We start from the raw sequence: 12,514 nt of genomic DNA on the forward strand, positions 1-12,514 counted from the left end.
ATTCGAACTCTGGGGGGACTCACATCCCCGACGGTTTTCAAGACCGCTGCCTTAAACCACTCAGCCACGCTTCCGTTCTTGAAGTGGGACGCATATTAGCAAGGTTTTACCGGCTTGTCTCGTCTTTTTTGCAAAAAAACGAAATTTTTATAGTTTCTCCAGGACGGCAAAGTTGGCCAGCGAGGCATTGGCGGTGTGTTCCAGCGCCGGCGAGAGCCGAATGCGGTAGGTTTTACCCTGTGCGGCCAGGCGAAACTCGCGGTTGTCGGCAAAAAACGCCTGCGGCAACACCAGAAAGCGATGCTGGTTGATCGCGGTGTTCTCGGGTGAATACACGCCTTGGAAGCTGCGATTGCCCAAGAGTGGCGTCAGCTCCACCACGATTGGGGTTTGCGACACGGTTTCAATGCCCACATGCACCTGGCCATCGCCATTGCGGGTGATGCGACGCACGATGCCTACCGCCACCGGGCTCATGCCTACGCCATCCATGCCGACGATTTCGCCCACTTGCAAGGGCTCATCGCGTTCAGTCTGGTAAGTGGCACCCAGGCCAGTGGCGCTTTCGTTTTCAATCGTCCAGCGCTCAACCTTGCCGCTTGCGGGCTGGCCGCGCAAATGCGTAATCACATCATCCAGCCCACGGGTGACATTGATAGATTTTTGCGTGCTACGGCGCTCGGATTTGCGGACCGGAGCCGGGGTGTCACGTGACCATAAATTGATCAGTAGCTGCATCAGATCCAGATTGGCTGGCGAGCCGGATTCTTCTGGCAGGCCCAGTTGCTGGGCGGTTTCGCCCTGATTGAGCTTTTCGATGGTTTCCTTGATATGCAATACCAGCGTTTCGGTAAACCAGTAGCGCCAGTTTTCGCCCACCATGTCGCGGCGTAGCCGTTTGGGTGGGGTGGAGCCCGCAACGTTAATTGCAAACAGCTGGCGATTGGGTTTGATCTGGGTTTCCAGATCGAGGCGGCTTGCCCAGCGATGCAGCCATTGGCTCACTAATTCGATCTGGGCCGGCTGCATTTTTTCCGGGTGCGCTAGCGCCAGCATCAGCAAAATCATGTATTCGCGGCGAATGTCGGTGATTTCGCTTTCGGGATAGGGTTGCAGCGGGGTGGTGGCAAAGCCTTGCTGTTCGGCATATAGATACAGCCGATTGATATTGCGCCAGGTGCGGCTATCGACTTCCATATAGCGCAGCAACGCCCAGCGGGCTTGCTCAACAAAATACATCAGCCCGCGCAGGGTGAAGATTTGCAGCTCTTTTTCCATGCCGCGCGGCACGCCCTGGCTGGCTTGCTTCACGCAATAGCGATAAGCGTCGCCCATGTCGTTCCAGAAGGCGAGCAGGGTAGGCAGCACTTGTTTGGGCTTGGCCCCATCATCCAGCGCTTTGCCCTGATAGATTTCTACCAGATGGTTTTGCAGCGAGCGGGCTTTTTCGTCCAGATAGGGGACAGTCTTGAAACGCTCTTTGGCGCTGACTTTGGCGTTGCCATTGAGTTGCTTCAGGGCTTTTACGATTTCGATTTGCGCTTGCAGGATGTCACTTTCCGGAAGCTCCTGCATCATGATGGTGGCGGACTTAAGATTGTGTACGCCTTCCTGCTCGCGTTTGCCAAACAGGGCACCAATCAGACTTTTGAAGTCAAACATGGTTGTTTCCTGAACTATGTCTTTTGAATATTTTGTTGTGCTGCAACGATAACTGGGTGGCCTGCCAGCGGCAAGTGCCGGCTTCGGTTTGCACCCAGAACGGCGCTGTGAGGCGTATCTTCTGTGACACAGTGCACATTTTGCCTTGATTATGGATCATTGTAATTAGAAAAAACGTTGGTGTGCGCTGTGATAAAATGGCGTATTTTCAGCCCCTTGCCGCTATCCGCGACGATGCTGGGCGCAGTATTCACTTTCCCACAGGGAACACGATTCAATGATTAGTTCTAATGGCATTACGATGCAGTTTGGCGCCAAGCCACTGTTCGAAAAAGTCTCGGTAAAATTTGGTGATGGCAACCGCTACGGTCTGATCGGTGCCAACGGTTGCGGTAAATCGACCTTTATGAAAATCCTTGGTGGCGATCTGGAGCCAAGCGCGGGGAATGTGTCGCTGGAGCCTGGCGTGCGGCTGGGTAAACTGAAACAGGATCAGTTTGCCTATGAAGATCAGCGCGTGATCGATGTGGTGATGCAAGGGCACGTTGAGCTGTGGGCCGCGATTGCCGAGCGGGATGCCATTTACGCGAATCTGGAGGCGACCGAAGACGACTATATGCGCGCGGCCGAACTGGAAGGCAAAGTGGCCGAATACGATGGCTACACCGCCGAAGCGCGCGCGGGAGCTTTGTTGTTGGGCGTGGGTATTCCGACCGAACAGCATTTTGGCCCGATGTCCGAAGTTGCCCCTGGCTGGAAGCTGCGGGTGTTGCTGGCGCAGGCGCTGTTTTCTAATCCGGACGTGCTGCTGCTCGATGAGCCAACCAATAACTTGGACATCAACACCATTCGCTGGCTGGAACACACGCTGAACGAGCGGGATTCCACCATGATTATCATTTCCCACGATCGTCACTTCTTGAATCAGGTGTGTACGCACATTGCCGACGTGGATTACGGCAATATCCAGATTTATCCGGGCAATTACGACGACTATATGCTGGCCTCTACCCAGGCTCGCGAGCGGATGTTGGCCGATAACAGCAAGGCCAAAGAGCGCGTGGCCGAGCTGCAAGCCTTTGCCCAGCGTTTTGCCGCCAATAAATCGAAAAGCCGCCAAGCGACCAGCCGCTTGAAACTGGCCGACAAGATCAAAGAAGGCATGGTGGAAGTCAAACCGTCTTCACGGCAAAACCCATATATCCGCTTTGATATGGACGACAAGCAAAAGCTGCACCGTCAGGCCTTCGAGCTGGCCGGTTTGTCCAAATCATTTGATAAGCCGCTGATTCAAAGCCTGGACTTCATCTTTGAAGCCGGCCAGAAACTGGCGGTCATCGGTGGTAACGGGGTGGGTAAATCAACGCTGATGAAAATGCTGGTGGGCGTATTGCCACCTGATGCCGGCAGCGTGAAATGGGCCGAAAAAGCCGAGCCGGGTTATTTCGCGCAGGATCACGAAGAAGATTTCGCCGAAGACATCACCTTGTTTGACTGGATGAAACAATGGGGCCAGCCGGGGGATGATGATCAGGTGATCCGCGGAATTCTCGGTCGCTTGCTATTTAGCGGCGACGATGTGAAAAAATCGGTGAAAGTGCTGTCGGGTGGAGAAAAGGGCCGCATGTTGTACGGCAAACTGATCCTGCAAAAACCCAATGTACTGGTCATGGACGAGCCGACCAACCACATGGATATGGAATCGATCGAGTCGCTGAATATGGCGCTGGAACTCTATAAAGGCACGCTGATCTTCGTTTCACACGACCGGCAGTTTGTATCATCACTGGCCACGCAGATTCTGGAGCTCAATGGCGACGGCAGCTACACGCATTTCTTGGGCGGCTACGAAGACTATCTGGCGAGCCGCGGTTTGGAATAAACCCAACAGCAGCTTTCAGCGCAAAACCCGGTGCAAGCCGGGTTTTTTAATGCCCGCGGTAGGTAGATTGCAGGCAGGGTTGCGCTGCGAGATAAGAAAAAACCGAGCATAAGCTCGGTTTTTCGTGGGGTATTGCCTGCTAAGCTATATAAAGATTGCCTTGGCGGGCGATACGGTCGCTAGTATCTTATTTGCGACGGAAGTGACCACCGGCTGGTGGGCCACCACGCTCGTCTTTGTGACGGAAAGTGACGCGGCCTTTGGTCAGATCGTAGGGCGACATTTCCACGGTCACACGGTCACCAGCGATAATACGGATATGGTTCTGGCGGATCTTGCCGGAAGCATAGGCGGTGATCTCAATGCCATTGGTTAGGGTCACGCGGAAGCGGGTGTCCGGGTAAACCTCGGCCACAACACCTTCCATCTCTACTACATCTTCTTTTGACATGCTTTATTCCAGTAAGGCTGACGCCGATCTGTTTGAGCGCCATTTTTTCAAAATAAGGGCGAACTATACAGGTTTTTGCCGAAAAATGCGCCATTTTTTACGATGTACGGCGCGTAACCATATGTATTTAAGCTTGATTCGCCACAGTTCTCCTCAGTAAGCTTCTGCTTTTGCCGTTTGCAGGATCATCGTCATGTTGGCTCGCCTTTTGCCACTCTCTGCCAGCGTGTTGCTGGCCGCTTGTGCGACTACTTCGCCCCAGCCCGCCGCCAGTGTGGCGCCCAGCCCGACCCCGGCGCTGACTACCCCAAGCCTAATCCCGACGCCAACGGCGAGTCCAAGCCCCAGCCCTATTCCGCTGATGAGCGCCACCCCCGCGCCCACCGCAAAACCCACCCCCAAGCCCAGCTTGAGTGAGACCCAGGCGCGTGCGCTGCTCAATCAGCTGTTGCCGCCTAAAATCGCCGATCGGGCGGGCTGGAATGATGACATTCTGGATGCGTTTACTGCGTTGAAAGTGGCCTACACGCCAGAGAATTTCTGCGCGATGGCAGCGGTGATCGAGCAGGAATCAAGCTGGCAGGGTGATCCGGTGGTGCCGGGCTTGCCCAAAATCGTCTGGAAAGCGATTGAAGAGCGGGCCGGCAAATATCACATTCCTTTGCTGGCCGTGCAAACGGCGCTGCTCAAGCCATCGCCGACAGGCCAAAGCTACAAAGCGCGGATTGATAATCTGCGTACCGAGCGGGAAATGAATGATCTCTTTGAAGATCTGGCGGCCGAAGCGCAAAGCCTGAAATTGCCGCTGAATATGAAAAACCCGATCCGCACAGGTGGGCCGATGCAGGTGAGTGTGGAGTTTGCGCAGCAACACACCCAGGTGTGGCCTTATCCGTATGCGCGCAAGGGCAGTGTACGCAGCGAAGTCTTTACCCGTCGCGGTGGGGTGTATTTCGGTGCAGCCATTCTGCTGCAATACCCGGCGCCCTATACCGAGATGGTGTATCGCTTCGCCGATTTTAATGCCGGGCGCTACGCCAGTCGCAATGCGGCATTCCAGACTGTAGTCGGCAAGCTGAGTGGCCGCGAATTGGTCTTGGATGGAGATTTGCTCACCTATCGCGATGGCAATCCGGTGGGTACCAGTAGCACTCAGTCGGCCTTGTATAGCTTGGCTGGCGCGCTAGGGCTCAGCCGCGCAGAGATTGATCGCGATCTGAAGCAGGAAAAACTGCTGGGTCTGAGCAATAGCCCTTTGTATCAACGGGTATATGCGCTGGCGGAAAAAAATGGCCAGAAATATCCGCGCGCCAGCATGCCGCAGATTGATTTGAAAAGCCCGAAAATCACCCGCAAACTCACGACAGAATGGTTTGCTAATCGGGTGAACTGGCGGTACGGCCTGTGCCTGGAGCGCTTGAAGTAAACTATTGCCTGCGCAGCTCGGTGGCTGTGTTTGCGCTGCTTGGCGCCCTTATTTATAATTTGGATAAATTATTTCCAATTTATAGAAGGCCTTGAAATGAAGTTTACCCTCCGCCAGTTGGAAGTGTTTGTCGCTGTAGGGCAGGGCGAGAGTGTGTCGCGGGCTGCCGAGCAACTGAAACTCTCGCAATCGGCGACCAGTACCGCGCTGGCTGAGTTGGAACGCCAGTATGAAATCCGCCTGTTTGATCGCGTGGGTAAACGCTTGCAGCTCAATGAACTGGGCGCACAACTGCTGCCACGCGCGATTGAGCTCTTGGATCGCGCGCAGAGTGTGGATGCCATGCTGGCGGGGCAAGTGGGCCTGGGGCCTTTGCGCGTGGGCGCTTCGCTGACCATTGGCAATTATCTGGCGACCTTGCTGATTGGGGATTTTATGCGCCAGCATCCCGGGAGCCGGGTGAGCCTGGCGGTGCACAACACCGCCACCATCGTGCAGCAAGTGGCGCATTTCGAGCTGGATTTGGGTTTGATTGAGGGTGATTGCCAGCATCCGGATTTGTTGGTGACCCCGTGGGTGCCGGATGAGTTGGTGGTCTTTGCCGCGCCGGAGCATCCACTGGCCCAGCAAGCGCAGGTTAGTTTCGAAGACCTAGTGGGCGCGGCCTGGATTGTGCGCGAGCCGGGTTCCGGTACACGGCAGACGTTTGAATTTGCCATGCGCCATGCGCTTTCTCGGCTAGATATCCGGCTGGAACTCGAACATACCGAAGCGATTAAGCGTGCGGTTGAGTCGGGTTTAGGGATTGGGTGCATTTCCCGCCTGGCGCTAAAAGATGCTTTCCGCCGGGGGAGCTTGGTGCCGCTGGCAGTGGAGGGCCTCGACTTGGCGCGGCGTTTTCACTTTGTGGCGCATAAGCAGAAATATCAAACCCCGAGCATGGCCGCGTTTATGGCGCTGTGCCAGCAATTTACGGCGAATGCGCATAGCACCGACGAAATCCAAATGCCGCACATACGCTAGGTATGACTCTGTAATCCTTGCTCTAATTTGATTGCATGGCAATACATGGCTGGGTATATCACATTCGCTCATTTAAAAACCCGCCGGTTGGCGGGTTTTTGTTTGGCTGTGCTGCGGCTTAATGAATGCCACCGCTTTGTTGATAGCGACGTTCAAGGTGATTGACCCCAGCGGCCAGCAGCAAAGTCATAATCAGATACAGGAAGGAAATCGTTAGATACGGCTCCCAATAGCGCGAATATGCCCCAGCGACTGTACGCGCGGCGTAGGCGAGCTCGGCCAGGCCAATGGCTGAGACCAGCGAGCTGTCTTTCAGCAGCATGATCGCTTCGTTGCCCAGCGGCGGCAGCATGCGGCGGAAGGCTTGCGGCACGATGATAAAGCGCATCGTTTGGCCGTAGGTCATCCCCAGCGAGCGGGCCGCTTCAAATTGGCCTTTGGCAATCGATTGAATGCCCGCACGGAAAATCTCGGTAATGTAGGCACCGGCATTCAGTGTGAGTGCCACCAGGCCAGAGAGAAAGGCACCATAGTCCTGACGCAAAGTGCTGGCGAGTTCGCCTTGGAGCAGCAGGCCGCTATCGGGGTGTACTAGTACTGGCATCACCGCAAAATGCGTGAGCAAGATCTGCACAAACAGTGGTGTGCCACGGAAAAAAGTGACGTACGCGGCCGCTGGCCAGCGCAGCAGAAACTTCACCGGGTATTTCCACGGGCCGTGCTTTACCTCCGCCAGGCGCGCCATGCCGGCGAATAGCCCGATCAGGGTGCCGAGCACCACGGCCACAAGGGTGATCCCCAGCGTCATTTTGACGCCATCGATGAACAGGTCGCGGTATTCCCAGACCATCTGCAGCTGGAAATGCTGCAACAGCGGTACGGTGTGTTGTACCTGTTCCCAAAATTGAATGAAGTCCATAGTCTTACCAATTACGCGCGAACAGAGACGACAAAGCACAACCGAAGTTGCGCTTTGTCGGGCTGGCGCTGAGCCGTGGGCTAAACCAGCGGCTTATTTGCCGAAGTATTGCTTGTAGATTTTGTCGTAAGTGCCGTCAGCTTTGATGGCGGCCAGACCTTTGTTGATCTGCTCCAGCAAGGCTTTGTTGCCCTTTTTCACAGCAATGCCGTAGTACTCTTTGGCGAAGCTGGCATCGTCGATGGTGCGCAGTTTGCCTTTGCCGTTGTTGGCAATGAAGTTAACCACTACGCCATTGTCGGCGATTACGGCATCAACACCACCGCTTTGCAGCTCTTGAATAGCCAGCGGAGTTGATTCAAAGCGTTTGATGTTCGGGCTGGTTTTGCCGAGCAGCTTTTGGGCTGCTTCATCGCCAGTTGTACCAGTCTGAACACCGATCTTTTTGCCTTTCAGATCAGCCAGTTTGTTGATTTTGCTGCTGTTGTTGACCGCAATCAGCTGCTTGGCTTCGAAGTAGGGCTCCGAAAAATCCATAGTCTGTTTGCGTTCAGGGGTGATGGTTACTGCAGAGATGACAATGTCGCGGTCGCCGTTGTTCAGCGAAGCAAAAATGCCTTCCCAAGGGGTGTTGATAAATTTCACCTGAAAACCGCCTTTGGCGGCGATGGCTTTCAGTACTTCGATATCAAAGCCGACGATCTCTTTTTTCTCGTTTTGCGATTCAAAAGGAGCGTATGCAGCATCGGTGCCCACTTGGTAAGTTTTGGCTGCTTGAGCTGAGGTGTTGAACATCAGACCGGCGAATAAAGCCGTGGCTAGAAAAGTAAAACTTTTGCGCATTGTTGTCGTCTCCTGCAGGTCGAAAAAAGGGGCAGGAAGGCACACACGAGGTTTGCCAATCTCTGCCCCGATGCTAGTAAGGTTTGCCGAATCCGATAATCAGGTGTTTCCCTATTTCGTCGGCAGACTTGCCCAGCATTTTACGCTGAGAAGTCGCTCAGGCAATCAATTCTTCCAGCCCGCTCGACAACTCGTCAATTTCAATCAGTTTTTCTTGCAACTCGGCAGGGATTAGCCCGGCTATCGCGAGGCTATCAGCCGGCAGGGCCGCCGCGATTTCTTCTTGGCTAGCATCATTGGCCTGTTCACGGGCAATGATTTTTGCCAAATGCAAGGTGGCGGTGAGTTTGTCGCTCGGCTCTTGCGCCGCAGGGGCGTTTTGGTATTTCAGTGCTTGCTGAATGGCTGGTGGGAAATTCCAGCGCCGCGCCAGCTCTTCACCGACCATGACGTAATCGAAGCCAATATTATTGCCTTCGAGCGCAACACGATCAGCACCGTTTTCCACGAACTGATCGATTTTAACCGCCAGCTCGGGGGCAACGATATGAATCAGCATTTCACCAATGTTGTGAATCATGCCGGCGGTGAAAGCCACTTCGCCATTGATCTTGGCGGGTTTAGCCAGCCATTTGGCCAGCGTGGCCACTTGCAGGCTGCTGCGCCAGAATTTTTTACGATCAAAGCCGGGGGTGGCAACAAAAGCGCCGGTAATGCCGGATGCCACCACCAAGGTGCGTACGGTGTTAAAACCCAGTACGACCACGGCTTCCTGCACCGAGCCAATCTGGCGGCTAGCGCCAAAATGGGCTGAGTTGGCCAAGCGCAGCACTTTGGCTGTGATGACTTGATCCAGAGAAATCTTTTTGGCAATCGTATCGATATCAATGTCGTCGTTGCTGAAACTATCGATTAATTCCTGCACGACTTTTGGAATGGTGGGCAGTTTATGGGTTTGCTCGAACACTTCTTCCAATTTCATGGCGACACTCCCGTGGCTTTGTTTTTATCGGCGGAAACCTGAATCCATACTAGAACACCCCCGTTTATCCTGCTAGCTCCAAAATAAAAAAACCACACCTAAAACGGTGTGGTTTTTTCGATTTGTGTTCAGTGAGGACTAGATCACAGTTTGGTTTCAACTTGCTGCAGCGGTGCCGACTCGCTGGCCGGGTTGCGGCTCGCTTGCAGATCGCTACGTCGGCGGCGAACTGGCGCTGCCGGGGTTGCGATTTCTACAGGGGCGGCAGTGCTAGATTTAGTCTCGACTAATTGCAGCGGTACGCTGGTTGCGGCGCTGGCGGCATTGGCATCGACTACATCTTTGCGGCGGCGGCGTTGCGGGGTGGCTGGCAACTCAACGTTTGTAGCAGCAGGTGCAGTTTCATTGCGGGTCGCCACTTGGACCAGACCCACAGCTTCAGGGCTGGCGACCACGAAGGCTGGAGTAGCCAAAGCGGGGGTAGCCGGTTCGGCTAGTGCTACAGTTTCTACTGCTGGCGTGCTTGGTGCGGTTTGAGCGACGATTTCAGCTGCTGCGGCCTCAGCAGCGGCTGCTTCGGTCGTTACTTCTACTGCATCAACACTGCTCGCTGCTGCTTGGCTTGGTGTTGCCGTTGAGGCAGCTTCCGCCAGTGGGGCTGCGTCTGCAGCCGCAGGAGTAGCTGCGCTGGTTAGCTCGGCTACAACTACTGGTGCTGTTGGTGAGCTAGGCTCAGCCTGTACTGCGGCTGGCGCAACAACTGGCGTCGCCTCGGCTCGCGGGGTTGCAGGCGCAACAGCAGGAGTGCTCGCATCAGTTGCTGCTGAGTCAGCTGTTTCTGCCGCGCTTTCGCTGTCGACAGCTGCGTCCTGCGCCACTTGGCGATCACCGCGGTCGCGACGGTCGCGACGGTTGCGGCGACGACGGCCGCGTCCTTCTTGTTGGCCTTCGCTGTTTACTACGGCTTCTACTTCAGGGGCGTTTACCGCTGCGGTCGTGTTGAGCAACTCTTCGCTCGCCGCCTGTTCGGTGCGCGCTTCTGTCTTTTGGCGTTGCTCGTCATTACGAGGCTGGCGTTCACCACGTGGCTGGCGTTCGCGCGGCTCACGCGCTGGCTTTTGCATGTCTTCTTCAATACGCGGTTTACTTCGTTGCTGACGCTCGGCGCGTTCTTGGCGTACTTCTGTTTGCGTATTTTCGTTCCGCTCAGAACGATCTTGGCGCTCGTTGTTGCGTTCGCCGCGTTCGCGTGGCTGACGGCCTTCGCCGCGTTGCTCGTTGCGGTCACGACCATTGCGGCGCTCATTGCGGCCGCGTGGCTGGCGGGCGGGTTTGGCTTCTTCAACCGGCTTGGTTTCGGCTGGGCTGCCGGTAAACCAATTCAGAATACGTTTGAAGAGCGATGGCTGAGCCTCGGTGGCTTTTTTCTCGCTTGTGCGGCTGCTGGCAGGGCGATCAGTGTGGGCTGGCGCAGGTTGCGTTGGCGTGATGCCTTTTACTGCAGCTTCCTGGCGCTTGGCTTGCTCTTCTTTGGCCTGGCCAGGCTTGTAGCCTTCTTCGGCTGGTTGTTCCACCATGCGGTAAGACGGCAGCGCATCTTCAAACTGTGGCACATCTTCCGTGCGCAGACGCTGGATCTTGTAGTTTGGCGTTTCCAAGTGCATGTTCGGGATCAGCATAATTGCCACTTTCAGGCGTGCTTCAACCGCAAACAGTTCTGCGCGTTTTTCATTGAGCAGGAAGGTGGCGACATCGACGGGCACTTGAGCATGTAGCGCGCCGGTGTTTTCCTTCATGGCTTCTTCTTGAATGATGCGCAAAATATGCAGCGCTGAAGACTCGATGCCGCGGATAAAGCCAGTGCCATGACAGCGTGGGCAGGCGATATGGCTGGTTTCTTCCAGTGAAGGTTGCAGGCGTTGGCGTGACAATTCCATCAAACCAAAGCGGCTGATTTTGCCGGTTTGCACGCGAGCACGATCGTGGTGCAGCGCTTCACGCACGCGGTTTTCAACGTCGCGCTGGTTTTTCGGGTTTTCCATGTCGATGAAGTCGATCACGATCAAACCACCGACGTCGCGCAGGCGCATCTGGCGGGCGATTTCATCCGCGGCTTCCAGATTGGTGCGCAGTGCGGTTTCTTCGATATCGCCGCCACGGGTGGCTTTGGCCGAGTTTACGTCGATTGACCACAGGGCTTCAGTGCGATCAAGCACGATGGCGCCGCCAGAAGGCAGGCTTACTTCGCGAGAGTAAGCCGTTTCGATCTGATGTTCGATCTGAAAGCGCGAGAACAGCGGCACGTCGTCTTGGTAGAACTTCACCTTGTGCACATTGTTTGGCATCACGTGACCCATAAATTGCTGGGCTTGCTCGTAAATCTCGCGTTTATCGATCAGCAACTCGCCGATATCCGGTTGGAAGTAATCGCGAATAGCGCGGATTACCAGGCTGGATTCTTGGTAAATCAGGAAGGCGCCATTTTGCGCTGTTGCTGCACCTTCAATGGCGCGCCACAGTTGTAGCAAATACGCCAAATCCCATTGCAGCTCTTCCGTATTGCGACCAATTGCAGCGGTGCGTGCAATCAGGCTCATGCCGTTTGGCGTTTCCAGCTGGTCCATCGCGGCGCGCAATTCATTGCGCTCTTCACCTTCGATCCGGCGAGAAACACCACCGCCACGTGGGTTGTTGGGCATCAGGACCAGATAACGGCCAGCCAAGCTGATGTAGGTGGTGAGGGCTGCGCCCTTGTTGCCGCGCTCGTCTTTTTCAACTTGCACGATCACTTGCTGGCCTTCGCGCAAGCTGTCCGCCACGCGGCCACGGCCGCCTTCGCCTTCGGTCATGTACGAGCGGGCGATTTCTTTAAACGGCAGGAAACCGTGCCGGTCACAGCCGTAATCCACAAAGCACGCTTCCAAACTCGGCTCGATGCGAGTGATAACGCCTTTGTAAATGTTGGATTTACGTTGTTCTTTGCCGACGGTTTCGATGTCCAGGTCAATCAGTTTCTGACCATCGACAATCGCCACCCGCAGCTCTTCGGCTTGGGTGGCATTAAAAAGCATACGCTTCATGAGTTCAGGGCTCCTGCGCGCACCACACCGCAAGAACTAGGATTTAACAGGCAGATCGAATGACGGCAGTTCGGCAACATACAAAGGCAACCTTTGCCAGGAAATGGCTAAAGGCCCAGCAAAAACGCTAGATTGGCAACTTGGTGTGTTGGCTTAGAAACTGGGTATCGGCTCCAAACAGTGATCTGTATGCTCTGTTGAGTCAGCAGTAGTTGCGCGATCAATTGGCTAACTACCGCAATAAAT

General features: G+C 55.1%; 9 protein-coding genes. 3 read left to right on the forward strand and 6 right to left on the reverse strand.

Going from position 1 to position 12,514, the window contains the following annotated elements; all coding sequences use genetic code 11:
* Positions 1-147: 147 nt before the first annotated feature.
* Complete coding sequence (locus L991_RS00005) at positions 148-1,662, reverse strand: hypothetical protein (RefSeq protein WP_047390762.1); 1,515 nt, start codon at positions 1,660-1,662, stop codon at positions 148-150.
* 277 nt (positions 1,663-1,939) lie between these two features.
* Between L991_RS00005 and L991_RS00010 the strand changes: the two genes are divergently transcribed.
* Positions 1,940-3,544, forward strand: a complete 1,605-nt coding sequence (locus tag L991_RS00010) for an ABC-F family ATPase (protein ID WP_028449630.1) — start codon at positions 1,940-1,942, stop codon at positions 3,542-3,544.
* Positions 3,545-3,731: 187 nt separating this feature from the next.
* Here the strand turns inward: L991_RS00010 and infA are convergent, their stop codons facing one another.
* Complete coding sequence (gene infA / locus L991_RS00015; protein WP_028449629.1) at positions 3,732-3,995, reverse strand: translation initiation factor IF-1; 264 nt, start codon at positions 3,993-3,995, stop codon at positions 3,732-3,734.
* 193 nt (positions 3,996-4,188) lie between these two features.
* Here infA and L991_RS00020 point away from each other — a divergent pair, with 193 nt between their 5' ends.
* Positions 4,189-5,421 carry a DUF1615 family protein gene (locus L991_RS00020; RefSeq protein ID WP_047390767.1) on the forward strand — a complete coding sequence of 411 codons (1,233 nt, stop codon included), beginning with the start codon at positions 4,189-4,191 and terminating at the stop codon, positions 5,419-5,421.
* A 96-nt stretch (positions 5,422-5,517) separates the two neighbouring features.
* Positions 5,518-6,444, forward strand: a complete 927-nt coding sequence (locus tag L991_RS00025; protein ID WP_047390770.1) for a LysR family transcriptional regulator — start codon at positions 5,518-5,520, stop codon at positions 6,442-6,444.
* Between the two features lie 118 nt (positions 6,445-6,562).
* On the opposite strand, the gene L991_RS00030 is transcribed toward L991_RS00025, so the two are convergent.
* The 4 genes from L991_RS00030 to L991_RS00045 form a co-directional block, all read right to left on the reverse strand.
* Positions 6,563-7,363, reverse strand: a complete 801-nt coding sequence (locus L991_RS00030) for an amino acid ABC transporter permease (RefSeq protein ID WP_051258841.1) — start codon at positions 7,361-7,363, stop codon at positions 6,563-6,565.
* Positions 7,364-7,456: 93 nt separating this feature from the next.
* The gene (locus L991_RS00035) at positions 7,457-8,206 is read right to left on the reverse strand and encodes a basic amino acid ABC transporter substrate-binding protein (RefSeq protein ID WP_047390772.1); all 750 of its coding nucleotides are present in this window, start codon (positions 8,204-8,206) and stop codon (positions 7,457-7,459) included.
* Between the two features lie 157 nt (positions 8,207-8,363).
* On the reverse strand, positions 8,364-9,188 hold the full coding sequence (locus tag L991_RS00040; RefSeq protein ID WP_047390775.1) for an HDOD domain-containing protein: 825 nt from the start codon (positions 9,186-9,188) through the stop codon (positions 8,364-8,366).
* Positions 9,189-9,331: 143 nt separating this feature from the next.
* Positions 9,332-12,268: an Rne/Rng family ribonuclease gene (locus L991_RS00045; protein ID WP_047390779.1), complete on the reverse strand. Its 2,937-nt coding sequence runs from the start codon at positions 12,266-12,268 to the stop codon at positions 9,332-9,334.
* Between the last annotated feature and the right edge of the window lie 246 nt (positions 12,269-12,514).

The sequence above is a fragment of the Chitinibacter sp. ZOR0017 genome (assembly GCF_000799095.1).
GTDB lineage: Bacteria > Pseudomonadota > Gammaproteobacteria > Burkholderiales > Chitinibacteraceae > Chitinibacter > Chitinibacter tainanensis.

What these genes read in the sequence shown, in the direction of transcription:
- L991_RS00005 (WP_047390762.1), bottom strand. Translation starts at nt 1,662, where the DNA reads ATGTTTGACTTCAAAAGTCTGATTGGTGCCCTGTTTGGCAAACGCGAG.
- L991_RS00010 (WP_028449630.1), top strand. Translation starts at nt 1,940, where the DNA reads ATGATTAGTTCTAATGGCATTACGATGCAGTTTGGCGCCAAGCCACTG.
- infA (WP_028449629.1), bottom strand. Translation starts at nt 3,995, where the DNA reads ATGTCAAAAGAAGATGTAGTAGAGATGGAAGGTGTTGTGGCCGAGGTT.
- L991_RS00020 (WP_047390767.1), top strand. Translation starts at nt 4,189, where the DNA reads ATGTTGGCTCGCCTTTTGCCACTCTCTGCCAGCGTGTTGCTGGCCGCT.
- L991_RS00025 (WP_047390770.1), top strand. Translation starts at nt 5,518, where the DNA reads ATGAAGTTTACCCTCCGCCAGTTGGAAGTGTTTGTCGCTGTAGGGCAG.
- L991_RS00030 (WP_051258841.1), bottom strand. Translation starts at nt 7,363, where the DNA reads ATGGACTTCATTCAATTTTGGGAACAGGTACAACACACCGTACCGCTG.
- L991_RS00035 (WP_047390772.1), bottom strand. Translation starts at nt 8,206, where the DNA reads ATGCGCAAAAGTTTTACTTTTCTAGCCACGGCTTTATTCGCCGGTCTG.
- L991_RS00040 (WP_047390775.1), bottom strand. Translation starts at nt 9,188, where the DNA reads ATGAAATTGGAAGAAGTGTTCGAGCAAACCCATAAACTGCCCACCATT.
- L991_RS00045 (WP_047390779.1), bottom strand. Translation starts at nt 12,268, where the DNA reads ATGAAGCGTATGCTTTTTAATGCCACCCAAGCCGAAGAGCTGCGGGTG.